Here is a 23,526-nt window from a genome sequence, read left to right as displayed (position 1 = left end):
CCGGGTGTCGTCAGGACGCTGCTGCCGCAGACGCGTTATACCACAGTCTCAGTGCACATCTCAATAGACTAGACATCGAGACCCGGCCGGCAGTCAGCTGGTGCATGGTCATCGCATACGCGGCGGTGACCATCGGATGCCGGGTGTGGTGATTGGTCGCAGCAGTGGCGATGCCGATGCGCAGACCTGCCCGATTCGCGGGCCGCGGGCCGACTGTCTACGAGGGATGCCGTGCTGAATCGCTTCGGCGACTATCCGATCCGCCAGACGCTTGAGTCCTTCGCGCGCCCCGCTACGTCCGATCCGTGCTTCTACGACCGCATGTGGTTCAACGGGTACGCTGACGATGCCGGCCAGTACTTCGGGCTGGGCATGGCAGTCTGCCCTCATCGGGGGATTCTCGACTGCCACTTCAGCGTCACTTGGGCCGGCGGGCTGCTGCACTGCTTCTGCGCTTCGCGCCGTGCCCCGGCTGAGCGCATCGAGCTGAGCGTCGGGCCGTTTCGCTTGGAGATTGTCGAGCCGTTGCGGCAGGCTCGCGTGATCCTCGACGACAACGAGAGCGGCGTGGCGTGCGACTTCATGTTCTCCGCATGCATGTCTGCGATAGCTGCCACGACGCTGGTCGATCGAACCGAGCGGGGTGATGCGCTGTTCATGCTGATGCTGAACCGCCACGGGCGCCACGCGCTCGACTGGCAGGCGCTCGACGAGGTCGCCGTCCGAATCTGAGCTCTGGCCGGTCAGGACTCGTCGAGGGCCGGCCGGGTGCTGCTGAGCGCAGCGGTCTCAGGCGAGGTCGTAGCGGTCGAGGTCCATCACCTTGTGCCACGCCGCCACGAAGTCGGCGACGAACTTGGCCCCGGCGTCGTCCGCGCCGTACACCTCCGCGATGGCACGCAACTGGGAGTTGGAGCCGAAGACGAGGTCGACTGCGCCGGCGGTCCACTTGAGATCGCCGGTGACGCGGTCACGGCCTTCGTAGACGTGCTCGGTGTCGGACACCTGCCACTCGGTGCCCATGTCGAGCAGGTTCACGAAGTAGTCGTTGGTCAGCGCTCCGGATCGGTCGGTGAGCACGCCAAGCGACGAGCCGCCGGTGTTGGCGCCGAGCACTCGCAGGCCGCCGACCAGCGCTGTCATCTCCGGCGCTGTCAGCGACAGCAGGCTCGCCCGGTCCACGAGCATCACCTCGGGGCGGCGCTTGTCGTCGGCACGCCAGTAGTTGCGGAACCCGTCCGCGGTCGGCTCGAGCACGGCGAACGACTCGACGTCGGTCTGTTCGGCCAGAGCATCAGCACGGCCCGGCGAGAACGGAACGACGACATCGTGTCCGCCCGCGCGGGCTGCCTGCTCGACGCCGACGCATCCGCCCAGGACGATCAGGTCCGCGAGCGACACACGCTTCGATCCGTTCTGCGCGCTGTTGAACGCTGCCTGGACGCCTTCGAGCGCAGTGAGCACGGCCGCCAGCTCGGCCGGGTCGTTGGCTTCCCAGCCGCGCTGCGGAGCGAGCCGGACGCGGGCGCCGTTCGCGCCGCCCCGCAGGTCGCTGTCGCGGAACGTGGACGCCGACGCCCACGCCGCCTTCACCAGCTCCGAGACCGACAGGCCCGATTCCAGAATCGCCGTCTTGAGCGCTGCGACGTCAGCGTCGTCGATCACGTCGTGATCCACAGCAGGCACCGGGTCCTGCCAGATCAGCACCTCGTCGGGCACTTCGGGCCCGAGATAACGCGAGACGGGGCCCATGTCGCGGTGGGTGAGCTTGTACCAAGCCCGAGCGAACGCGTCGGCGAACTCGTCGGGGTGTTCGAGAAAGCGCCGCGAGATCGGCTCGTAGATGGGATCCATCCGCAGCGACAGGTCGGTGGTGAGCATCACCGGCGCATGCCGCTTCGACGGGTCATGAGGATCGGGCACCGTGCCGGACGCAGCCGGATCGGTCGGCACCCACTGGAAGGCGCCTGCGGGACTCTGGGACAGCACCCACTCGTAACCGAACAGCACCTCGAAGAACGTGTTGTCCCACGTCACCGGCGTGGGCGTCCAGATGCCCTCCAGCCCGCTGGTGATCGAGTCGCCCGCCTTGCCGCTGCCGAACGTGCTCGTCCAGCCCAAGCCCTGGGATTGGAGGCTCGCGCCTTCAGGCTCAGGACCGACATGGGCATCGCCGTCAGCGGCGCCATGAGTCTTGCCGAAGGTGTGACCGCCCGCGATGAGCGCCACCGTCTCCTCGTCGTCCATCGCCATGCGGGCGAACGTCTCGCGGATGTCGCGGGCTGCCGCGAGCGGATCGGGCGTGCCGTTGGGCCCCTCGGGATTGACGTAGATGAGGCCCATCTGGACGGCACCCAGCGGGTTGGCGAGGTCGCGCTCGCCGCTGTAGCGCTCGTCGTCCAGCCAGACGGTCTCGGGACCCCAGTAGATGTCCTCCTCGGGCTCCCACACGTCGGGACGGCCGCCGCCGAAGCCGAAGGTCGTGAACCCCATGGTCTCCAGCGCCACGTTGCCCGCCAGGATCATCAGATCAGCCCAGGAGATCTTGCGGCCGTACTTCTGCTTGACCGGCCACAGCAGGCGCCGTGCCTTGTCCAAGTTGGCGTTGTCCGGCCAGCTGTTCAGCGGCGCGAACCGGTGCGTGCCCGAGCCGCCGCCGCCCCGTCCGTCATGAATCCGGTACGTGCCGGCGCTGTGCCAGGCCATGCGGATCATCAGCGGCCCGTAGTGGCCGAAGTCGGCTGGCCACCAGTCCCGGGAGTCGGTCATCACCCCGGCAAGATCCGCCTTCACCGCGGCGAGATCGAGCGTCTTGAATTCGGCGGCGTAGTCGTAGCCCTCGCCGGTCGGGTCGATCTTCGGCGAGTTCTTGTTGAGCGGCCGCAGGTTCAACTGCTCGGGCCACCACTGCTGGTTCGCCAGCGAGCCGATGTACGCGGGGTCATGCAGCACCGGGCATCTGCCTGCCGCCGAGGCTGCGTCGCTTGCGCTGGTATCTGTCATTGCTGCTCCTTCACTCAGATCTGAGCGGTCTGTTGGACTGGTGGCGATGCTTGGCATGCGGGGCAATGGCCCCAGTAGATGACCTCGGCCTCGTCGATGATGTAGCCGTTGTCGTCAGCGGCCTCGAGGCACGGCCGGTACCCGACCGCGCAGTCGACGTCGACCATCTGGCCGCAGCCACGGCACACCAGGTGATGGTGGTTGTCGTCGACGCGGTCCTCGTAGCGGGCCGCCGATCGAGCGGGCTGGATGCGCCGGATCAGACCTTCTTCGGTCAACATGGCCAAGGCGTCGAACACGGCCTGACGAGACACTGCCCCGATGCTGGCACGCACATCGTCGACCAGATCGTCAGCAGTGGCATGCGGTCGGCCAGCGACCGCATCGAACACGGCAAGCCGCTGCGCGGTCACCTGAATGCCTCGTTCTCGCAGCAGCTGAACAGCGTTCTCGGCCATGCCGGAGAGTATATATCTAATTCTGGATTATGTCTAGAGTCAGATCGAATTTGCGAAGGGATCCGACGATCCCCAACCCCGAACGACGAGCGTGCGAACGGCGGTTGGGGGTTAGGCCTCGGCGACTGCCTTGAGGTTCTCCAGAGATTGGGCGATGTTCTGCACCAGCAGGCTGTGCCGGTTCATCTTCTGGAAGAATTCCTGGTCGAGGATCGGCGAGTCGAAGCTCTCGGTGACCCGGCAGCCTGAATCGGTCGCCTCGATCTCGTAGCGCCACAGCGTGCGACGGCCGTCCTGGGCCGGCACCTCGAAGGCCCACTCCCGGCCGGGGTCGGCAGCTACGACGACACAGCCCGCATCCCACTTCATGTCGCCGGCCTGGTTGTAGCCCCGGAACTTCGCTCCGACCTCGGGACCGGTCGAGCCGTCCTCCCATTCGGACCGATAGCACTCGGGGCTGAACTCGCTGACACGGGAAAGATCCGTGAGGATCCCGTACACAGCTTCGGGGCTTGCGGCGATGTCGATGCTGGTGCTGGCGGTGGTCTCAGCCATGGAACTGCTCCTGTCGGGGGTCTTGGGGCGCCCTGTGTGGGGCCGGCGTGATCGTATCGACGCGTCCCCAAGAAATTTCGTTCGACCTCCGGCGACGCCGACTGGCACCATTGCGATCCCGATCCGAGAGGATGTCCCGCCATGAGCACAGCCGGACCACTCTCAGGTCGCGTCGCATTGGTCACCGACAGCGGCGCCTGGATCAGAGGCCAGGTCATAGACGCCGAGGGCGGCTTCGACCGCATCCGGCGACCCTGATCGGTGCTACTCGGCGATGTCGAGGATGAGTCCAAGCAGTTCGCGGACTTGTGAGAGCGCGGCTGCACCGATGTTGCCGGAAAGCCCGTGCACCCGCCCCACATCGACCGCCCGTATGTGCTGACACTGGGCAGCCGACGCTCGGTCCAGCCCATTGTGAGCATCAGGTTCGAGCTCGACCTCAGAAGTGAACCCCCGGATTCGGGAGGTCAAGGGCACGACATGCACGACATTCGGTTGAGCGTCGAGCACGCGCTGCGCCGTCACCACGACAGCAGGATGTCGGAATCCGGCTTCGCGCCCGTGTGGCATGCCGAGATCGAGGTCGACGACGTCACCCGAGGTCAGCATCGAGCCATGTGCTCTCGGACTCGCTCAGCCCGCCTCGCAGCTGTTCGCCGATCAGGTCCTGACGCAGTCGACGCACGGCGAGCTTGACCGTCTCGCCAACGGTTATTCCCCGATGTGCGGCGAGTATTTTCAACTCTTGGTGCGTCCTGACATCGATCCGGACACTCGTGCTTTGCATGCAATCACGTTAGCAATCTTGCATGCAATAGCGTCAACCATCATTCTCGGAGCTTCGTCGTCAGAGCAGGTCGGTGGGTCCGGGCTCGAAGCCGAGAACCAGCCGTCTGGTCCATAGAACTCGCCCCCAGCGGACGCCGGATCGGTGGCAGCGCGCAGCGTGGCCAGCGCCCCCACCGCGGCACTGTTCCGCAAGGGCCCCATCAACGGCTGGAGATAGCGGATGCCCCGGAGGTGGCGCAGGATCTCGGTCTCGGCCCAGCCTGGATGAGCTGCCAGCGCCGAGGCGGGCGAGCCCGCGGCCGTCAGCCGGCGTTGCAGCTCGTAGGTGAACAGCAGGTTCGCCAGCTTCGAGCGACCGTACGCAGCCGACTGGCTGCGACCCTGCTCCATTCCGAAGCGTTCGAAGTCGATCCGCGCCCGGTACCGGTGCGCGTTGCTGCTGACCGTGACGATCCGCGCCCCCTCAACGCCAACGATCAGGTCCGCCAGCAAGCCCGTCAGCGCGAAGTGCCCGAGATGATTCGTGCCGAAGCGGATGTCGAAGCCGTCGCTCGTCTGCCTGCGTGGCGTATGGAACACCCCACCGTTGTTCACGAGCAGGTCGATGCGCTCGAAACGGTCCCGGATCTCGGCGGCGGCGCGACGCACCGAGTCCAGCCAGGCCAGGTCGAGCTCGACGATTTCCAAGCGAGCAGCGGAGTGTTCGGCCGCAATGTCAGAAACTGCCGCTTCGCCCTTGGCGAGATCCCGCACGGCAAGCACCACCACCGCTCCCCGACCGGCGAGCGCCCGCGACGTCTCGAGTCCGTTCCCCGAGTTGGCGCCGGTCACGACGGCCACACGTCCCGTCTGATCGGGAATGCGATCAGACGTCCAACCTTGGCTGCTCATGCCGCTCTTCCTCCCCTACCGGGAGCGGCAGGGGTGAGTTCGCACGGTACGCGACGCTAGGGAATCGCCGGGGCGACCTGCTGCGCACCGGTGGGCGTAGCGTTGCCGACGTGATCGACGAACTGCTGCGCCGGATCGCCGCCTTTCACCGGAGCCGCCCGGTGGTCCCGGAGTACCCGATGGCGGCCGAGGTGCTCGACGCTCTCGACGGGGTCCGCATCCCCAAGGGGATCGAAGCCGTGCACCTGCCGGTGCTGCGGCACCTCGAGGGGATCGAGCTCAGCGGCCAACCGGCGATCGATGCAGTGCTGGAGGAGTTCCTGCGCATCGCGAAGCAGCTGCCGTGGCAGCACACTGCCGGCTACCTCGACGTACTTCCCCAGGACTACCTCGACAACTTCGGCTACGTGCAGCTGCTCGGTCCGGGCTCGATCGTCGAGCACCCGTTCGTGCGGGTCGGGATCGGCCTCTGGGGGCCGCACCTGCACTACCCCTCCCACCACCACGAGGCGGAAGAGCTCTACCACGTCCTCGCGGGCGAACCCGTGTTCAGCAGCGGCGACGGCCGCCGCGGACGACCTGCCCGGGCGACGCCGTTCACCACGCGCCGTGGCAGCCCCACACCCAGGACTTCGGCGCGACCCCGTCCGTTCTCCTGTATTGCTGGACCGGGGCCGTCGTCGGCGACGCCGAGCTGGTGGGCAGCAACTGAGCGGGTCTGATCGGGAATTTGCGCCTGCGGCTACTATCGAGGCGGTGACATCGGCTGATTCGGTGGCGACGCATTCAGAACCAGGCGCCGATCCGCCTGTCCTGACGGACGTCTGGCAGGCAGGCGAAGGCAGCGATCCCGACGCGGCATCGAGCAACGCCAAGGTCTGCCGCAATGCTCGCCACTTCACCTTCGACGGCTTCTCTGAAGACGACGACGACATCGCCACGTCATGGCGAAAGCTGCTCGAACGCGAGGGCAAGTCCTCGCCCGACGGCGGCTCATTGCGCGACCTCGTCCTCGGTCCCGCGCCTGGGGACTGAGGCCGGCAACCTCCCGGGCTCGAACCGTGAGCGAACAACCCCGTGGTGAGACGCCGGAGAGCGTCGCCGATCTGCAAGCGCAGCTCCATTCGGCCGGTTACCTCGCCGGCCGCGGCCTGGCCACCGCAGCGCTCATCGGGATGCGACTCGGTCGGCCGATCCTGCTTGAAGGCGAGGTCGGCGTCGGCAAGACCGAGATGGCCAAGTGCCTCGCGCAGATCGGCGGGCGGCAGCTCATCCGCCTGCAGTGCTATGAGGGCATCGACACCTATCAAGCGCTCTATGAGTGGGACTACGCCCGGCAGATGCTGCAGGTCAGGGCGCTGTCGGAGAGCGAATTGACCGACACCACCGCAGTCAGCGGCCTGTACGGCCCTGACTTTCTCATCGAGCGGCCGCTGCTGTCGGCCGTACGGGCCGGCCGCGAGGCGGTGCTGCTCATCGATGAGATCGACCGGGCCGACGACGAGTTCGAGGCGTTTCTGCTGGAACTGCTGTCGGATTTCCAGATCACGATCCCCGAGATCGGCACCATCACTGCGCCCAGCCGGCCGATGGTGGTGCTGACCTCAAATCGCACCCGGGAACTGCATGACGCATTGAGGCGACGTTGCCTCTATCACTGGATCGGCTACCCCAGCTTCGACGAGGAAATCCAGATAGTGCGCCTGCGCGCCCCAGAAGCCGTCGAGACTCTCGCACGCAAGGTGGTCGCCGCAGTCCAGCGCCTGCGCGATATGGACCTCGCCAAGCCGCCGGGCGTCGCCGAGACGCTGGACTGGGTGGACGCACTGGGCGTGCTGGGCACCGAGGATCTCGACGTTGCCGCTGCAGCCGACACGATCGGCGCGGTCATCAAGGACCGTGACGACCTCGAACTCGTCGAGGCCGAACTCGGCCGCGTCGTCGCCGATGCCTGAGGGGGGCTCCACACCCGAGATCGTCGAACGGCTCGTCGGATTCGGTCATGCGCTGCGGCACGAGGGTCTGCCGGTGGGCTCTGACGACGTGGTCATGTTCTGCTCTGCGGTCTCCGAGCTCACGCCCAGCGATCTCGAGGACGTCTACTGGAGCGGTCGGTCCACGCTGGTCCATCGCCGCGACCACCTCCCGCTCTACGACGAGGTGTTCCGCCGCTACTTCGGGGGTCACGCGGCCCCGGCCGGTCCCGGGCCTCCCGCGTTCGAGCCGATCACACCGGGCCTCAGCGGCACGCTGAACGTGCCAGACAGCGAACCCGGCTCGGGAGACAGCGACGACCGGCCCATGGTGCTCGGGCGGCAGGCATCGGGGGTCGAGATCCGGCGCGACAAGCGCTTCGCCGAGTGCACTACCGCCGAATTGGCTGCACTGCGGCGCATCATGGCCCAGGTTCGCCTCGAACCGCCTCGACGGCGTACCCGGCGGCGGCGATCAGACCCGTCGGGAGCACGGCTCGATATCCGCCGGATGGCTCGCGACGCCATGCGGCTCAGCCATGCCGCTCCGGTCCTTCATCGCCTGACAAGAAGGGAACAGCCCCGCCCACTGGTGCTGATCCTCGACGTGTCGGGATCGATGGCCGACTACTCGAGAAACCTGCTGCAGTTCGCGTACTCAATGCGCCGCGCAGCCCAGAAGGTGGAGGTGTTCTGCTTCGGCACGCGGCTGACGCGCATCACGGCAACGCTCGACCGACGCAACCCCGACGACGCCATGAAGCTGGCTGCTGCCCGCGTCCTGGACTGGGACGGCGGCACCCAGATCGGCGACTCGCTGAACACCTTCATCCGCCGGTGGGGCCGCAAGGGACTCAGCCGTGGCGCCACCGTCGTCATTTGCTCCGACGGACTGGACCGGGGCGAGCCGGCCGCCCTGGCAGCCGCCATGGAGCGCCTGAGCCGGCTCTGCCACCGGATCATCTGGATGAACCCGCTCGTCGGCGACAGCACCGACACGCCGCCCGCCACGCTCGGCATGATGGCCGCCGGACCGTTCATCGACAGCCTCGCCTCGGGACGCGACTTGGCGAGTCTGGAATCATTTGCCGCTGATCTGGCCCAGATTGGCTGATCGTGGCGGAGCGCGTTCTGACGGGAACGAGACCATGAGCCGGTGGAGCGTCTCCATCCAAGCCGAAGGCGACCGCCCCGTCGAACTGGATGAGGTGGTCGCGCTGGCCGACGCCGTCGCACCGCTCGAAGGCATCGCATCGGGAGTCGGCGCGATGGCCTACGGCGCCCAGATCGTCGTCGATGCCGAAAGCGCCGACCAAGCCGTCGAGGCAGCCATGATGGCGTTCGCCGCTGCCGTCGAGACCGCGGACCTTCCCGCTTGGCCGATGACCCGAGCCGAGGTGATCGGCCCCGACGAGTTGGGGTTCGACGAATGATGCGATGCAGATGAGTCGGCCCAGATGAGTCGGCCCAGATGATCAGGCCCAAGTGATCAGACTCGGTTCGCTCGCCGGCTACCCCTTCGAGGGCCCCAGGGTGCTCGGGGGATGGACGCCCCCGGAGGCAGCCGCCGTCTACGCGATCTTGTTCCGGGCCGATCCCGAGAACCGACCGCACGACTACGCCGTCATCGACGTGGACCATGCCGACAACCTGGCTGAGACCGGTCTGCCGTTCGGCCACCCGCGTGCGAAGAGCTGGGAACGGCGCGCCGGCAACAAGTGGAACCTGCACATCTGCACCTATGAGGTTCCGGGTGGCCTGCGCTCGCATCGCGCCCAGATCGCCCGGGAGCTGATCGCCGTGTACCGGCCCGGCTGCGCGCCCGACCAGTACATTCAGAAGTGGGAAGACGAGTGGATCGGCAGCTACCGAGCGCCGACCGCGGGACCGCTCACGACCGCTCGCGACCCGAGCGGCTCAGCCGCTCAGACCCCGCAAGACGACTCGGCCTGAACGCCGGCAGCTACTCGGGTCGGTAGCCGACAGCTTCGTGGAAGCGGCTGCGGCGCGTGCCCATCGCCGGCCGGGCCGGCGACGGCACGCGAGGCTCCGATTCGGGCTCGTAGGTGGCGCCGGCCACGATGCCCTCGGCCATGCCGTACAGCAGCGGCAGCGCTCCGGCGATGACGCCGGCCGTGTTGTTGATGCGCTCGACGCCCGGCTCGACGGCCTCAGCGTCGGACTTGATCTTCCACACGATCCGCGAGCACTCCTCGAGCAGCCCGGCGATGCGGGTGAGCTGGCTGCCCACCACGAACAGGTAGAACGCGAGCCCGGCGATGAACAGCCCGATCAGGATGACGGAGAGAACCACGAGCAGCGTCATGAGCGCACCTTGTCGAGGACACGGCCCAAGAACAGGTGGTGTTCGAGGCCTTCGGACAGCACCGCATCAACCTGGTCGGCAGTGTCTGCGATCAGGGCGGTGTCAGAGGTGTTGGCGGCGGCCCGTTCGAGCGTGTCCTTGATGGTCTCGACACGGCGCTCGATCGTGCGCACCAGCAGCACCAGCATGGTGAGCAGCACCACCACCGCCACGATCACGACGAAGCCGCCGATGATGACCCCCCACCACAGGTTCTCTTGGGTGTCGGTGAGAGCCAGCAGGTCCATGTCAGCCTCCTAACCGGTTCCGGCCGCGCTTGAGGCCGGCAACGATCACCGACGCCGCCGCGATCGTCGTATTCAGTTCCCCCAGCGCCGCCGTGTTGGTGACGGCGTCTTCCAGTCCGTCGTTGATCTCGGTGGCCCGATTCCCGATCGATCGGGCCAGTATCAGGATCGGCACGACGAGGGCGACGACGGCAATCACCACGACGATGCCGATCACATAGCCGATCACCCATCCGGTGGTGGATCCGGCGTCTGAACTCTGGGCGAGCAAAGCCAGCATGGCGGTCCCTCCCTCAGATCGATTCGCAGAAGTCGTGGACAGGCATGAGCGTCGAGTTGACCGACGGCAGCACGGCGGGCACCGTCGAGGTCTGCTCGGCGATGACGGCAACACCGCCCGCCAGCGCAGTGAGCGTGCGATGAACGGCCACCAAGTGCAGCACCACCCGGAGCAGCCCGACGGCAGCCGCCAAGATGATGAGGCCGGAGATGATCACGGTGACCCAGGCGACAACAGGCATCACGTCCCCTTTCAGCCCAGAAGCTTCCCGACCGAACCGGCGTAGCGGACCGCGCCGTCCGCCACCTCTTCGATCGTCTCGTCAGTCGTTGCGAGCAAGTCCTGCGTGGTGTCGAGCTCGCCGATGATGCCCACGCCGCCGGCCAGGATGTCGTCGCTGGCCTTGCGAATGCGCTCTATTGCAGCGAGTACCCGGTTCAGCAGTGCAAGCGCGACCGGCACGACCACTAGGAGCAGTATCAGGTTTCCTATCCACCAGAGCACAAGCGCCTCCTCAGACGGCCTCGGGTCGGTACGGCAGGGCAAGCCGGCGCACGACGCGGGCGAGGCCCATGCCCGCCGCTCGCAGACCGATGGCGACGCCGCCGGCGGCTTGCACCTGTTCGACCTCGTCGGGATCGCGGCCGTCGGCGATCGCGGCGAGCCGGTTCTGCACATTGGCGGCGAAGTCCTCCAGCAAGACAGCCGTGATGTCACCCACCAAGCCTCGGCCGTACTGTGCGGCCGGCCCGGAGAGCTGCAGATCCATGGCGACGTCCACGGCGGTTCCACCCGCAGTCGGGGCAAGGCGTGCGTCGAGTGCGAGCGTGGCTTGGCCCCGGCCCTTGCGATCGCTGCCGCTGGCGCTGACCGAGATCGTGCGGGCGTCTTCGTCACGCTGGGTGATCTCAGCGCTGCCGTCGAAATCCAGCTTGATGGGGCCGAGCCCGATCGACACAGTGCCGCCGTAGCGGTCGTCGCCGAGATCAGTGCTCAACTCTGTGCCGGGCAGGCATGCGGCCACCTGCGGGATATTGCCGAAGAAGTCCCACACGGCTTCGGTCGGCTGCGCCACCTCGAACTGGCTGGTGATCTGCATCAGGTGACTCCCTGCTCACGTGCGAAGGTGGACCGGCACCCTGCACAGCAGAAGTAGAAGACCTCGTCCCCCACTTCGAGCAAGTGGGCGGACGAGTCGATCTGGACGGTCATGCCGCAGACGGGGTCAACGGCCAGCGCGGTCCCAGGTGGCTGCGCCGTGACTGGAGCGGCAAATGCGCCCTGCGCCCGCAGTTGCACCAACTCGGCGAGGATCGAGACGGCGACCTCCTTGTGGGAGGTGCTGCCGAGATCGAGTCCAGCGGGATATCGCAAAGCGTCGAGCCCCGATTCGCCGACTCCTTGCGAGGCCAGCACCGCTCTCACGGACTCGCCGCGCCGGCTGGACGCAACCAAGCCCACATAGGCCGGGGCTGCCTTCAGCGCAGCGGCCAGCACGTCTTCGTCGCCGTGTCCTTGGGTGGCCACCACGACGATCGACTGCGGCGTGAGCAGCCCCTCGCTGAACTCGGCGCCGCTGACCCGCTCGACTCGCCAATCGAGCTCCTGTGCCAGGACAGCCAGCGTCACCGCCATCGGCGAGCTTCCGACGATCACCACGTGAGGTACAGCCACGACGGGTTCCAAGTAGATCTGCAGGGCGCCTTCGCTCTGGCATGACATCGGGACTGCCGTCGTGCCTGGGAAGCAGCGCGGAAAGGCGCAGACACCGGCGTGTCCGGCAATTGCTTCCCGCTCTTGTTCGCTGCGCTCACGGGCCGCTCGGGCCACGGCTTCGCCTGCCGGCTCTGCCTCGGGCTGCAGGTCGCCGAAACGGTCGCTGGCCCCCAGCGCCAGCAAGCGCGGCGACCCGGCCTCAAGCGTGGCCTTGGCCTCGCGGATGAACGTCGGCTCGGCGCAGGCGCCGCCGATCCAGCCGTACATCTCGCCCGAGGCCGTGTAGATGGCGCGTGAACCCTGCTGGCCCGAACTCGGCCCTTCACGCCAGACCACCGTGGCCAGCACGAATGCCTCGCCGCTGCGTGCGAGATCGACGGCGCGTTCCAGCACTCTCCAGCCCTCGACGGCACTGTGCCCAATGAGACTGGGCCCGGCGCGACGGCTCTGGCTCATGGCTCGGTCTTCACCGGCGGCGCGCCGGAGACGTCATGGCCGACGGTGATGGCCTCGTACACCCGATCCGGCAGCAGCGGCATGTCGATGTTGCGGACGCCGGCGTCGCCGATGGCATCGATCACGGCGTTGACGAACGCAGCCGGCCCGCCGACGGTGGCGCACTCCCCGATGCCCTTCGCCCCGATGGGATGGTGCGGGCACGGCGTCACCACCTCGTGCAGCTCGAAGCCCGGTGTCTCCCATGCGGTCGGCAGCAGGTAGTCCATGTAGTTGGAGCCGATGCAGTTGCCGTCTTCGTCGAAGGTGATGAACTGCATGTTCGCCATGGCGTAGGCCTCAGTGAGCCCGCCCATGATCTGGCCCTCCACGATCATCGGGTTGATGCGCACGCCGCAGTCGTCCACGGCGACTACCCGCAGCACGTCCCACACACCGGTCTCGGGATCCACCTCGACGGTGGCGATGTAGCAGGCAAACGGCCACGTGAGATTGGGCGGGTCGTAGTAAGCGTTGTTCTCGAGGCCCGGCTCCATGCCGTCAGGCATGTTGCTGTACGCAGCGACGGCGCAGTCCTGGATCGTCACACCCCGGTCGGGCGCGCCCCGCACCGAGAACCTCCCCAGCTCCCACTCGATGTCCTCCTCGGACACCTCCAGCAGGTGCGCAGCGATCCTGCGGGCCTTGGCGCGGATCTTGCGCGACACCATCGCCACCGCCGCGCCGGCCACCGGCGTGCTGCGCGAGGCGTAGGTGCCCATGCCGAACGGTGCCGTGTCGGTGTCGCCCTCCTCGACGAGGACGTCCTCGGCGGGAATGCCCAATTCGTGCGCCACGATCTGTGCCCACGTGGTTTCGTGACCCTGGCCTTGGGTCTTGGCGCCGGTGCGCAGCAGCGCCTTGCCGGTCATGTGCACTTTGAGCTCGGCCGAGTCGAACATCTTGATGCCCAAGATGTCGTACTCGCGGCTGTTGCCCGCCCCCAGCGGCTCGGTCATCGTCGAGATGCCGATGCCCAGCAGTCGCCCACGCTGGCGGGCCTCCTCCTTCTGGCGCAGGAAGTCCTCGTAGCCGATGGCTTCGAGGCCCAAGTCGAGGCACTTGGCGTACTGGCCCGAGTCGGTCAGGAACCCCCACGGGGTGCGGTGAGGGAAGTCGTCGTCACGCACCAGGTTGATGCGCCGGAACTCGGCCTGGTCCATGCCCAGGTCGGCCGCGGCGGCCTGCACCATGCGCTCCTGGAAATACATGGCCTCGGTGACCCGGAACGAGCACCGGTACGCAACCCCGCCCGGCGCCTTGTTGGTGTACACGCCCTGAGCGGTGAGGTGAGCGGCCCCGATGTCGTAACAGCTGAACGCCGAGTGCATCAGGCCGACCTTGAACTTGCTCGGCTGGGCATCGGAGAAGAACGCGCCGTGATCGGAATCGGTATGCATCCGCACGCCCAGGATCCGGCCGTTCCGGCGCAGCGCCATCTCGCCCTTGAGGTAGATGTCGCGGCCGAAGCCCGTCGAGATGAGATTGCCGGTCTTGTCCTCGATCCACTTGACAGGACACTCGAGCAGGATCGACGCCAGGATCGACACCACGTAACCGGGGTACACCGGCACCTTGTTGCCGAATCCGCCGCCGAGGTCGGGCGACACGATGCGGATCATGTGCTCGGGCAGCTCGGCCACCAGAGCTACTGCGGCGCGGATGATGTGCGGCGCCTGGGTGGTCATGTACACGGTGAGCTTCGAGGTCGCCCGGTTGAAGTCGGCGATGGAGCCGCAAGTCTCGATGGGCGACGGGTGCGACCTGGGGTAATGCATCTCGATGGTCGACACCACGTCGGCCTGCGAGAACGCCTGGGCGGTGCCCTCGCGGTCGCCGACCTCCCAGTCGAAGACGACGTTGTCGTTCTGGCCGACCTTGTCGTCGCGGATCAGCGGGGCGTCGGGGGCCAGTGCCTGGACCGGGTTGACGATCGGCGGCAGCGGCTCATAGTCCACCACGATCGCCTCGCAGCCGTCCTTGGCGATGTAGGGATCGTCGGCGACGACACAGGCCACCTCCTGGCCTTGGAACCTGACCTTGTCCGTGGCGAGGACGGCCTGGGTGTCATAGGACAGCGTCGGCATCCAGGCCAGGTTCCGCGAGGCCAGCATGTCGCCCGTGAGCACCATGCGGACGCCGGGGATGGCCCAGGCGGCGCTGGCGTCGATGGAGCGGATGCGGGCATGGGCGAGGGGGCTGCGCAGGATCTCCAAGTGCAGCATTCCGGGCAGCGCGATGTCGTCGACGTAGTTGCCCTTGCCGCGGATGAATCGATTGTCCTCCACCCGGCGACGGCTGGCGCCGAGGCCGCCGATCTTGATCTCGTCGAGCGCCATCTCAGCCCTCCTCGCTGTCGTCGCCGCCGGCTGGTTCGGCGCCTCGTAGCTTGTCCGCCGCCCACATCACGGCCTTGACGATGTTCTGGTAGCCGGTGCAGCGACACAGGTTCCCCGACAGCGCCCAGCGGATCTCGTCCTCGCTGGGATCGGGGTTCTCCTCCAGCAGCGCCGTGGCGCAGAGCATCATGCCCGGGGTGCAGAAGCCGCACTGCAGGCCGTGCTCGTCCTTGAAGCCCTCCTGGATCGGGTGCAGTTCGCTGGCCGTCGCGAGACCCTCGACGGTGAGGATTTCGTGGCCATCGGCTTGGACAGCGAGCATCGTGCAGCTCTTGACCGGCACGCCGTCGTACAGGACGGTGCACGCACCGCAGTTGGTGGTGTCGCAGCCGGTGTGCGTGCCGGTCAGGCGGAAGCCGTTGCGCAGCAGGTGCGCCAGCAGCAGCCGCGGCTCGACATCGGCGGCGCGGCGCTCGCCGTTGACGGTCAGGGTGACACGCCGCACGGGAACGTCGTCACCGAAGCTCGCCGGGACCTCTTCGAACAACGTGCTCATGTCAGGCCGCCTCCCCTCCGGATCGCTGGATCTGCACCCCGATCCGCCGTACGAAGGTGGCGACGACGTGGCGCTTGTAGTCGGCGCTCCCCCGGTGGTCGGAGCGTGGCTGAGCCGCCTCGGCGGCGAGCTGGGCTGCGGTATCGAGGGCCTCGGCGTCGAGCGAGGTGCCCACGAGAGCCCCTGCCGCCGCGGCAGCGTCGATGGTTGCCGGCCCGACGCCGGTGAGCCCGATGCCGGCCCGCGACACGGTGTCGCCCGACATCTCGGCGGAGACGGCCACGCCGACCGTGGCAAAGTCGCCGACCCGGCGCTCGAGCTTGAGGTAGCCGCCGGCTCTCGTCCCGATCGCCGGTGGCACCACGGCTTCGACAGCGATCTCATCGCCGGCCAGCACTGTCTGGAACGGCCCGTCGATGAGGTCGCCAACGGGGATCGCCCGGCGCCCGTTCGGACCCTCGGCCACGATCGATCCACCCAGCGAGACCATCACCGACGCCCAGTCGCCTTGCGGGTCGGCGTGACACAGCGAGCCGACGAGCGTGCCGCGAGTGCGTACAAGCGGGTCGGCCACGACGGGAGCTGCGGCCGCAATCGTGGGCTGGTGGTCGGCGAGCGTTGCCGACTTCTCAAGATCAGCATGACGGCACAATGCCCCGATCCGGTAGCTGCCGTCGGCGTCAGGATGGTGGTAGTCGAGGCCGCCGATGCCGTTGATGTCGACCAGCATCGCGGGCGCTGCGAACCGCAGCTTCATCATGGGGACGAGGCTCTGGCCTCCGGCGAGGATCTTCGCGTCGCCGTTCGCGGCGAGCAGGGCTACCGCTTCGGCAACGGTCGAGGGCGCCTCGTAGCGGAATCGGGATGGGTACATGCGACCGCTCCTCCTCTAGCAGGCTGCTGAAATATGCAGGTCTGGCTGGAAGCGCAAGCCCCTGACCTGCGGGTTTGCAACTGGACACCGCCCGAAAATCTGCTTTTTCAGCATCCTGCTAGGGCGCGCCCGTGCCGCCGGGGTCGGGGACCGCTCTCGGCATGCCCTCAGCATCCGGATCGGGACGGCGCTCCTGATGCGGAGGCCACGGACCCTGCACTGGCTGACCGGCAACCTTGAGGTAGTCGATGATCTGCGGCCACGCCCAGATCGTCGGACTCGGCCCCTCTTTGGGCGCACCCTCGATGACCTCGTACAGCCTCGGAGTGGCGACGCTGTGGCCTGATGACTCGATCGGCATGGATTCCTCTTCCCCTTGGAGATCCGGCCTCGTCTCCCCGGTGAACATATCACTGCCCCTCTCACGCAGGAAAACGCAGCGGCTTAGCAACCGACGGCGTCTTGCAGGCGGCGACATGCCTGCTCCATGCGACCCTCGCTGAGCTTGGCGACGAACCGTCGGAAGCGGGTGCGCTCGATGGTGTGGATGTTGTCGAAGTTGACGACGCAATCAGTCGGCACACCGTCCGTCGATGCGGTGAGCTCCAGTTCGGACACCAAGCCACGCCGTGTCCTGGTCAGCACCGCGACGACGACGGCGTCGATCCGGTCGGCTACCGGGTCACGGGTGAGAACGAGGACCGGCCTGTCGCCGTCAGGTGCGCGAGCGAACCAGACCTCACCGCGTTGCATCGAGCCAGTCCGACCAGTCTTCGGCTGGCCCCCAGTCGGCAACTGCGGCAAGCGACATCTCTTTTTCCGTCACCGGCTCGGCTTCATACAGCGCGGCCTCGTGCACGGCGGCGAGTCGGGCGAGTTGGCGGCGCAGCGCGTCGCGCATCAACTCGGAGCGCTCGATGCCGAGGCGCTCAGACCATTGCCGGATTCCTTCGACGTCTTCCTCATCGGCTCGAAAGCTCAGCATTATCTTCATCATACATTCAACTCTATTTCGTATGACGCCCCACATGACTCTGGACGGCATCCTTGATTGTTTTGGACATCTGTCCAATACTGGCAGCAGCTGAGGACAGGCGAGTGTCGGCACATTGCCAACAGCACCGATCAGCGAGCGCACACGGTCTCTGAACAGGCGGTACTGCGATGTCATCGTCCGTCGGTGAGCGAGCGGCGTGGAACTATACGCCGGAATTGCCGCTGCGCTCAGCGCCGTTCCTGCATTGGCCTCCCCGGCCGGCCGCCATAGCGAGACATCTCGGACGCACATGGCTGCCGCTTCGATCGCGCTTCTTCATGCTGGCGGCAGCGCTGGGGGTCTGGGCGTGGTTCGTGCCGTCGCTCGAGCGCACCAAGAGCTTCGCGTTCGGCTGGATCTTCGAGGTCTGGCTGCGCAACCTGATCCTGGTGACGCTCGTCGCCGGCGGGCTCCATATCTGGTTCTACGTCATCCGCCGCCAAGGCGACGGACTGCGCTACGACGCTCGCCCATTCGGCCGGAACAAGCGGGTGTTCCTGTTCGGCAACCAGGTGCACGAGAACATGTTTCTCACACTGGCGCCGGCCGTGGTGATCTGGACCGCCTTCGAGTCGTTGATTTTGTGGGCGTACGCCAACGGGCACGCACGCCTCGTCTCCTTCGATGCCAATCCCGTCTGGTTCGTGGCGTTCGGGGTGATCATCCCGTGGTGGTCGATCCTGTACTTCTCGGCCCATCACCGGCTGCTGCATGTCGGGCCCGCCTACCGTCACGTGCACTCGTGGCACCACCGCAACACCAACGTCGGTCCATGGTCAGGGCTGTCGATGCACCCCGTCGAGCATCTCGTGCTGTTCTCCGACGTGGTGCTGCTGTTCCTGCTGCCGTCGCACCCGCTGCACCTGTACTTCATGATGATGCACCACGGTCTGGGGGCGCCCCTGTCGCACACCGGGTTCGACGCGCTGCTGCTGGGCCCGCACAACGGTCGTCGAGCCAGGTTCGATCTGGGCGACTTCCACCACCAGATCCATCACCGGTTCATCGAGTGCAACTACGGCGGGTACGAATCGCCGCTGGACGAGATGCTCGGTGCTTGGCACGACGGGACGCCCGAGGGCGCTGCCGTGCTGGCTCATCGCTCTCGCAAACGGGCCCGGACATCATGAGCCGGGACTTGACACCATGAGCCGGGACATCATGAATCTGAAGACCGGCGCGGACCCGAACGTATGGCGCCGAAAGGCCGGCTGATGTTCCTGACGCTCTGGGCAACGCCGCGTTCGATCTCCACCGCATTCGAGTGGATGATGCGCCAGCGAGGCGACTTCGAGTGCTTCCACGAGCCGTTGAACGAGCTCTACTACTACGGAGAAGACCGCCGGTCGCAGCGAGACGCGCATGTCGAAGCGCGTCCTGGCCACACCTTCGCAGCGTTCTGGAACGAGATCACTGCGCTCGCCGAGCGCCGCAACGTGTTCGTGAAGGACTTCGCCTACTCGGTCTCCCACGACCTCGACGACGCCAAGCTCGCAGTGATGACCCACACATTCCTGATCCGGGACCCCGAGCGGGTGGTGCAGGGACTGGGCCACCATTGGCCCGACTGCACATGGGAAGAGGTCGGGTTCGAGTCGCTGCACCGTCTGTTCAGCCGGGTCGCGGACCGTGACGGCGCTGCACCGCCGGTCATCGACGCCGCCGACCTCACCGGCAATCCGGAAGGGACGATCCGGGCGTTCTGCGCTGCGGTGGGCATCGAGTTCATCGCGGAGGCGCTGTCGTGGGAACCCGGCGAGCGCGCCGAGGTGAGCTGGTACGGCGAGGGCACCGGCCCGTGGCACGACAACCTGCGGCAGAGCACCGGCATAGCTGCACAGCAGACCTCGTATCCACCGCTGGAAGACTCCCCCCGCCTCGTCGAAATGTACAAGCGCAGCCTGCCGCTGTATGAAGCCCTGGCGGCCCACCGGCTTGGAGCTGCACCGCCCCCAACGTGACGACCGCCGCCCGGCAGCAGCAACAACTATGACCGGCCGCTGCTACCGTGCCGACCGATATGAGAGCGAAGCAACACTTGTTGGGCATCTTCGAATGCCGGGTCTGGCGCTTCGCGGTGCGTTGTTCAGTCTGCTTGATTCAGAGGTGAACCCGCTATGACCCCCCCCCCCCCCCCCCATCGGGACTCGCAAGGCGCCGTAGCACCACAAAGCGCCGCAGCCGGGGCATTGCGGCTGCGGCAGTTGTCGCCGCTGTCGTGGCGAGCGTGCTGATGCCGGTCGGCTCGGGTCCTGCCGCGGCCCAGGCCGGCGGGGCCTCCGGCAACGGTGTGGTGGTGATCGCGAACGGCTGGTCGCCGCCTGATGTGGGTGCCGCTGCGCCGTTGGCGGGCCGGCTGGACGCAGCGGTGCTGTACGCATCGAAAGACGAGTTGGGCCAGCCCACGATCGACGCGCTCGAACAGCTCGACCCTTCGCGTGTGCTGTTGATGGGCGGCCCCGCAGCGCTGACGTCTGCAGTGCAGTCGCAGGTGCGCCGTGTGCTGGGTGGCGCCCGAGTGGAGCGTTTCTCGGGCGCGGACCGCGTCGACACCGCTGCAAGGGCTGCATTGTCGGCGCCAGCAGTGCCCGCCGGGCGACCGGTGGTGATCGCGAACGGCTGGTCACCATCCGATGTCGGCACGGCTGCGCCGCTGGCCGCGTCGCTGGGCGGCAGCGTGCTGTTCGCGCGGCGCGACTCGCTCGGCGCCCCCACCGTCAACGCGTTGGGGCGCCTGGCGCCGTCACGGATCATCGTCGTGGGCGGCACCGCTGCACTCCGCCCCGGCATCGAGTCGCAGATCGCGTCTGTCGTGCCCGGCGTTCGGGTCGAACGGCTCGCCGGCACCGACCGCGTCGACACCGCTGCCCGCGGCGCCGCGCGGGCAGCGGTGGAACTCGGCGAGCCGGTGGTGCTCGCGAATGGCTGGGAACCCGCAGATGTCAGCATCGCGGCGCCCCTCGCAGCGGCACTGGACGGCAGCGTGCTGTTCACCCAGCGCAACAGCCTGGGTGCGCGCACCGCCCGGGCGCTGTCCGAGCTCGTTCCGTCGCGGATCATCCTGGTGGGCGGCAGCGAAAGACTCGCCGCGACTCTCGCCGCCGATCTTGAGCGGCTGCACCCAACAACGCCGAGGGTCAACATCGCCGGTCCCGATCGCATCGCGACCGCCGCGCTTGCGGCGCTGTTCGGAGTGCAGGTCAGCGCTGAGCAGCAGCGCTTCGAAGAGGCCGTCGCCACCATTGCCCCCGGAGAAGCCGACTGCGACGCATGGCAATGGGACCTGGATGACGAAACCGATGAACCGATCAACTGGAGAGAAACACCCAACGCCGTCAACGCGTTCTCGCTGCCCGCAGGCTTCGACACGGTTATCGCCGTTGGCGCAGTGGGCCGAGACGGCAATCTGTCCGACTTCAGCACGGTTCAGGACTATGTGTACATCGCCGCTCCCGGCGGCAGCCACAGCCCCGGAATCCTGTCCACGGTCCCGCTCCTGACCTGCGTCACCAAGACCCACCCAGAAGCAGGCAGCACCTACTGGGCACCCAACGGATGCGGCATCGACGATCCCCCAGCCGAATGCACCGACACCACGACACCCGATCCCGACCCGTTCAACGAGCCTGCGAAGTGCGCACACCACGTGGGCTACGCCAGCGGCACATCGATGGCGTCGCCGTTCGTGGCCGGCGTGGTGGCGCACATGCTGAACCGCTATCCCGAGGCCACCCCCGAACAGGTGCGTCTCGCTCTCGCCGAGTCCGCGCAGGATCAAGGAGCCGAAGGAAGGGACCCCGAGTACGGGCACGGCCTGGTCCAGCCGCTGGCTGCGATCGAGCGACTCGGCGAAATCCTCGCAGGCGCCACCCCCGAACCAGGCGTCACTGTCAACCCGCTTCGGCTCGACATCGAACAGGGACCCAGCGGCAGCTACACGATCGCGTTGGACTCTGAGCCCGCCGGCACGGTCCGTGTCAGTATCGACTTGTCGGCGCGCACCGATGTGCGAGCCGCGCCCAGCAGCTTGGTGTTCACCCCGGAGAACTTCTGGGTGCCACAGACGGTGACCGTCACCGTCCCCGTCGACCCCACCGGCACAGGCCAGCCATTCGCGGCGCTGCACACTGCGGCCGGCGGCGGCTACGACGATGTCGAGATCGCGAATGTGGCGATCATCGTGCGCTCCGAGGCGCCCGCGCCGTCGTTGGAGTCGCTGAGCCTGTGGAGCTCATCGTGTGATCCAGTCACGTCCGGGCTCGTGCTGTTCAGCTCCTGCGGATCCGTGACGAGTCCGGCGTTGGCGACCGATCCGCTGTTCGACCCAGAGCGGTTGACATACACCGCCTCGGTAGCGGTGGGCACACGGTTCGTGACCATCGATGCAGGGCCCGCCGACGGCGCCGAGATGCGGTCGCTGTCACCGAAAGACGCCGACCCCGGCATGCCCGGCCATCAGGTGAGGCTCGACGAACCCGTGAACATCCCGTCATCGGACCGTGCCGACAAGCCCGGCACCTCGGCCGCGGTCGGCGAGCGCTTCCTCGAGGTGGTCGGCAGCGACTGGTCGGGTGCGGTCATCGTGGCCTCCAGCGAGAACTTCCCCGACGGACTGGCCGCCGCGTCGCTCGCCGGGGCGCTGCGGGCGCCGATCCTGCTCACGCCGAAGAACCGGCTCGATCCCGCGATCGCCAGCTTCGTACGCGACAACGACGTGAGCGAGATCGTCATCATGGGCGGCACTGCCGCAGTCTCCCAAGCAGTCCAAGACGAACTCGACGAGATTCTCGGCCACCGCGGCTGGACATCGCGCTTGTGGGGCCAAGACCGCTACCAGACAGCTCTGCGCATCGCCGAACGAGTCGTCCAAGACACCGGCACCGTGGGCGAGCTCTGCGGCCCCGACGAAGCCCTTAGCCAGCGAGCGGTGTTCATCGCCACCGGCCGCGGCTCAGCCGACGCGCTCACAGCATCGCCCGCCGCCTATGCCACCAAGATGCCCGTGCTGCTCGTCGACCCCAACGCCAGAGCGCTGCCGGGCGGCGTGCGCGACTTCATCCGCACCCACGACGTCGCAACCGCGGTCATCCTGGGCGGCACCAGCGCAGTCCCCGAGTGTCTCCAGCGAGAGCTCTCCCAGCTCGGCTCGATCAACCAGGTCACCGGGGTCGCCGGCGCCGACCGGTACGCCACCGCCTCCCGCCTCGCCCAAGACATCACCGCTCACTGCTACGACGGCGGTGTCGAGACCATCGCCCTCGCCAACGGTCGAGGATTCGCCGATGCCCTCGCCGCTGGGCCACTCACCGCCGAACTCCAAGGCGTCATGCTCCTCACCGGCCCCGACGACGTCCCCCCGGCAACCCTCGACGCCATGACCCAGATCGGCAAAGAGGCCCAGCTCACCAACATCACCCTCGCTCTGCTCGCCATCGGCGACATCGCCCAAGCCGAAAACGCCGTCACCGACGCCAACACCACCGCCGGCCAACAACTCCACGGCCAACCCGCCCTCGGCCCGGTCTCCGCCATAGCGGCGGGTGGCACCGCTTCGTGCGCAATCAAGACTGATGGCGCGGTCCAATGCTGGGGCGACAATTCCCACGGTCAGAGGGATGCTCCGTCGGGGAAATTCACCGCCATCGCCGTCGGCACCGGTTATGTCTGCGGAATAAGGACCGATGGCACGGTCCGATGTTGGGGCAGGAGCGAATTCAGCGTATTGGACCCGCCATCGGGTCAGTTCCGAACAGAGGCTCCGAGCCAACCTGAGATCGACACACCACCCCTTACCGGTGCGGTCGAGTCAATTTCAGTGCCCGCTTCCGACACCCCGCAAGATGTGCAAGTCACACTGACCGTCACCTATCCCCAAGACCCCACCACCACAACCACCTACCAAATCACCATCCGTCAAGACTGACCTGCATCATGGATAGGGCAAATGC

The 23,526-nt window shown here is 67.1% G+C and carries 28 protein-coding genes; 10 read left to right on the top strand and 18 right to left on the bottom strand.

The window, feature by feature from the left end; genetic code table 11:
- Nucleotides 1–231 precede the first annotated feature (231 nt).
- Nucleotides 232–732, top strand: coding sequence for a hypothetical protein (locus tag ACOGXQ_RS18030; RefSeq protein WP_419944985.1), 501 nt, complete (start codon nucleotides 232–234; stop codon nucleotides 730–732).
- Between the two features lie 57 nt (nucleotides 733–789).
- Here the strand turns inward: ACOGXQ_RS18030 and katG are convergent, their stop codons facing one another.
- The 5 genes from katG to ACOGXQ_RS18005 form a co-directional block, all read right to left on the bottom strand.
- On the bottom strand, nucleotides 790–3,003 hold the full coding sequence (gene katG / locus ACOGXQ_RS18025) for a catalase/peroxidase HPI (protein ID WP_419944984.1): 2,214 nt from the start codon (nucleotides 3,001–3,003) through the stop codon (nucleotides 790–792).
- 14 nt (nucleotides 3,004–3,017) lie between these two features.
- Nucleotides 3,018–3,461, bottom strand: a complete 444-nt coding sequence (locus tag ACOGXQ_RS18020; RefSeq protein ID WP_419944983.1) for a Fur family transcriptional regulator — start codon at nucleotides 3,459–3,461, stop codon at nucleotides 3,018–3,020.
- Nucleotides 3,462–3,572: 111 nt separating this feature from the next.
- On the bottom strand, nucleotides 3,573–4,016 hold the full coding sequence (locus ACOGXQ_RS18015) for an SRPBCC family protein (protein WP_419944982.1): 444 nt from the start codon (nucleotides 4,014–4,016) through the stop codon (nucleotides 3,573–3,575).
- 264 nt (nucleotides 4,017–4,280) lie between these two features.
- Nucleotides 4,281–4,625 carry a type II toxin-antitoxin system PemK/MazF family toxin gene (locus ACOGXQ_RS18010; RefSeq protein ID WP_419944981.1) on the bottom strand — a complete coding sequence of 115 codons (345 nt, stop codon included), beginning with the start codon at nucleotides 4,623–4,625 and terminating at the stop codon, nucleotides 4,281–4,283.
- Between the two features lie 129 nt (nucleotides 4,626–4,754).
- Entirely contained in the window at nucleotides 4,755–5,696 is a 942-nt protein-coding gene (locus ACOGXQ_RS18005; protein WP_419944980.1) for an oxidoreductase, read from the bottom strand.
- A 110-nt stretch (nucleotides 5,697–5,806) separates the two neighbouring features.
- On the opposite strand from ACOGXQ_RS18005, the gene ACOGXQ_RS18000 reads away from it, so the two are divergent.
- Genes ACOGXQ_RS18000 through ACOGXQ_RS17975 form a run of 6 tightly spaced genes read left to right on the top strand, consistent with a single transcriptional unit; the run spans nucleotide 5,807 to nucleotide 9,622 of the window.
- Nucleotides 5,807–6,418 (top strand): dimethylsulfonioproprionate lyase family protein, encoded by a 612-nt coding sequence (locus tag ACOGXQ_RS18000; RefSeq protein ID WP_419944979.1) that lies wholly within the window; start codon nucleotides 5,807–5,809, stop codon nucleotides 6,416–6,418.
- Nucleotides 6,419–6,452: 34 nt separating this feature from the next.
- Nucleotides 6,453–6,731 carry a hypothetical protein gene (locus tag ACOGXQ_RS17995; RefSeq protein WP_419944978.1) on the top strand — a complete coding sequence of 93 codons (279 nt, stop codon included), beginning with the start codon at nucleotides 6,453–6,455 and terminating at the stop codon, nucleotides 6,729–6,731.
- Nucleotides 6,732–6,757: 26 nt separating this feature from the next.
- Nucleotides 6,758–7,651: an AAA family ATPase gene (locus ACOGXQ_RS17990; RefSeq protein ID WP_419944977.1), complete on the top strand. Its 894-nt coding sequence runs from the start codon at nucleotides 6,758–6,760 to the stop codon at nucleotides 7,649–7,651.
- A complete protein-coding gene (locus ACOGXQ_RS17985) occupies nucleotides 7,644–8,783 on the top strand; it encodes a vWA domain-containing protein (protein ID WP_419944976.1) in 1,140 nt (379 codons plus the stop codon). Before ACOGXQ_RS17990 ends, ACOGXQ_RS17985 begins: the two co-directional genes overlap by 8 nt.
- Before the next feature lie 34 nt (nucleotides 8,784–8,817).
- Nucleotides 8,818–9,102, top strand: coding sequence for a hypothetical protein (locus tag ACOGXQ_RS17980; protein ID WP_419944975.1), 285 nt, complete (start codon nucleotides 8,818–8,820; stop codon nucleotides 9,100–9,102).
- Between the two features lie 52 nt (nucleotides 9,103–9,154).
- Nucleotides 9,155–9,622: a hypothetical protein gene (locus tag ACOGXQ_RS17975; protein WP_419944974.1), complete on the top strand. Its 468-nt coding sequence runs from the start codon at nucleotides 9,155–9,157 to the stop codon at nucleotides 9,620–9,622.
- Nucleotides 9,623–9,632: 10 nt separating this feature from the next.
- Here the strand turns inward: ACOGXQ_RS17975 and ACOGXQ_RS17970 are convergent, their stop codons facing one another.
- The 13 genes from ACOGXQ_RS17970 to ACOGXQ_RS17910 all read right to left on the bottom strand — a co-directional run bounded on the left by ACOGXQ_RS17970 (nucleotide 9,633) and on the right by ACOGXQ_RS17910 (nucleotide 17,527).
- The gene (locus ACOGXQ_RS17970) at nucleotides 9,633–9,995 is read right to left on the bottom strand and encodes a hypothetical protein (protein ID WP_419944973.1); all 363 of its coding nucleotides are present in this window, start codon (nucleotides 9,993–9,995) and stop codon (nucleotides 9,633–9,635) included.
- A complete protein-coding gene (locus ACOGXQ_RS17965; RefSeq protein WP_419944972.1) occupies nucleotides 9,992–10,282 on the bottom strand; it encodes a hypothetical protein in 291 nt (96 codons plus the stop codon). Before ACOGXQ_RS17965 ends, ACOGXQ_RS17970 begins: the two co-directional genes overlap by 4 nt.
- 1 nt (nucleotide 10,283) lies before the next feature.
- Complete coding sequence (locus ACOGXQ_RS17960; protein WP_419944971.1) at nucleotides 10,284–10,562, bottom strand: hypothetical protein; 279 nt, start codon at nucleotides 10,560–10,562, stop codon at nucleotides 10,284–10,286.
- Between the two features lie 13 nt (nucleotides 10,563–10,575).
- Nucleotides 10,576–10,803: a hypothetical protein gene (locus ACOGXQ_RS17955; protein ID WP_419944970.1), complete on the bottom strand. Its 228-nt coding sequence runs from the start codon at nucleotides 10,801–10,803 to the stop codon at nucleotides 10,576–10,578.
- A gap of 11 nt (nucleotides 10,804–10,814) precedes the next feature.
- Nucleotides 10,815–11,066 carry a hypothetical protein gene (locus ACOGXQ_RS17950; protein ID WP_419916528.1) on the bottom strand — a complete coding sequence of 84 codons (252 nt, stop codon included), beginning with the start codon at nucleotides 11,064–11,066 and terminating at the stop codon, nucleotides 10,815–10,817.
- 10 nt (nucleotides 11,067–11,076) lie between these two features.
- Entirely contained in the window at nucleotides 11,077–11,661 is a 585-nt protein-coding gene (locus ACOGXQ_RS17945; RefSeq protein ID WP_419944969.1) for an SRPBCC family protein, read from the bottom strand.
- The gene (locus ACOGXQ_RS17940; protein WP_419944968.1) at nucleotides 11,661–12,734 is read right to left on the bottom strand and encodes an XdhC family protein; all 1,074 of its coding nucleotides are present in this window, start codon (nucleotides 12,732–12,734) and stop codon (nucleotides 11,661–11,663) included. Before ACOGXQ_RS17940 ends, ACOGXQ_RS17945 begins: the two co-directional genes overlap by 1 nt.
- Nucleotides 12,731–15,112 carry an aerobic carbon-monoxide dehydrogenase large subunit gene (locus ACOGXQ_RS17935; RefSeq protein WP_419944967.1) on the bottom strand — a complete coding sequence of 794 codons (2,382 nt, stop codon included), beginning with the start codon at nucleotides 15,110–15,112 and terminating at the stop codon, nucleotides 12,731–12,733. Before ACOGXQ_RS17935 ends, ACOGXQ_RS17940 begins: the two co-directional genes overlap by 4 nt.
- Before the next feature lies 1 nt (nucleotide 15,113).
- Nucleotides 15,114–15,668 (bottom strand): (2Fe-2S)-binding protein, encoded by a 555-nt coding sequence (locus ACOGXQ_RS17930; RefSeq protein WP_419944966.1) that lies wholly within the window; start codon nucleotides 15,666–15,668, stop codon nucleotides 15,114–15,116.
- Nucleotide 15,669: 1 nt separating this feature from the next.
- Entirely contained in the window at nucleotides 15,670–16,542 is an 873-nt protein-coding gene (locus tag ACOGXQ_RS17925) for an FAD binding domain-containing protein (RefSeq protein ID WP_419944965.1), read from the bottom strand.
- A 118-nt stretch (nucleotides 16,543–16,660) separates the two neighbouring features.
- Nucleotides 16,661–16,903: a hypothetical protein gene (locus ACOGXQ_RS17920; protein ID WP_419944964.1), complete on the bottom strand. Its 243-nt coding sequence runs from the start codon at nucleotides 16,901–16,903 to the stop codon at nucleotides 16,661–16,663.
- Nucleotides 16,904–16,986: 83 nt separating this feature from the next.
- Nucleotides 16,987–17,295: a type II toxin-antitoxin system PemK/MazF family toxin gene (locus ACOGXQ_RS17915; RefSeq protein ID WP_419944963.1), complete on the bottom strand. Its 309-nt coding sequence runs from the start codon at nucleotides 17,293–17,295 to the stop codon at nucleotides 16,987–16,989.
- Nucleotides 17,282–17,527, bottom strand: coding sequence for a ribbon-helix-helix domain-containing protein (locus ACOGXQ_RS17910; RefSeq protein ID WP_419944962.1), 246 nt, complete (start codon nucleotides 17,525–17,527; stop codon nucleotides 17,282–17,284). Before ACOGXQ_RS17910 ends, ACOGXQ_RS17915 begins: the two co-directional genes overlap by 14 nt.
- 179 nt (nucleotides 17,528–17,706) lie before the next feature.
- On the opposite strand from ACOGXQ_RS17910, the gene ACOGXQ_RS17905 reads away from it, so the two are divergent.
- The 3 genes from ACOGXQ_RS17905 to ACOGXQ_RS17895 all read left to right on the top strand — a co-directional run bounded on the left by ACOGXQ_RS17905 (nucleotide 17,707) and on the right by ACOGXQ_RS17895 (nucleotide 23,501).
- Complete coding sequence (locus ACOGXQ_RS17905; protein ID WP_419944961.1) at nucleotides 17,707–18,708, top strand: sterol desaturase family protein; 1,002 nt, start codon at nucleotides 17,707–17,709, stop codon at nucleotides 18,706–18,708.
- Nucleotides 18,709–18,792: 84 nt separating this feature from the next.
- Nucleotides 18,793–19,539 carry a sulfotransferase family protein gene (locus ACOGXQ_RS17900; RefSeq protein ID WP_419944960.1) on the top strand — a complete coding sequence of 249 codons (747 nt, stop codon included), beginning with the start codon at nucleotides 18,793–18,795 and terminating at the stop codon, nucleotides 19,537–19,539.
- A gap of 257 nt (nucleotides 19,540–19,796) precedes the next feature.
- A complete protein-coding gene (locus tag ACOGXQ_RS17895) occupies nucleotides 19,797–23,501 on the top strand; it encodes a cell wall-binding repeat-containing protein (RefSeq protein WP_419944959.1) in 3,705 nt (1,234 codons plus the stop codon).
- The last annotated feature ends 25 nt before the right edge of the window (nucleotides 23,502–23,526 follow it).

It is taken from the genome of Candidatus Poriferisodalis sp. (genome assembly GCF_965208485.1).
In the GTDB taxonomy this organism is placed as follows: Bacteria; Actinomycetota; Acidimicrobiia; order Acidimicrobiales; family Poriferisodalaceae; genus Poriferisodalis.
This window is presented reverse-complemented; position numbering and strand designations above follow the sequence as displayed.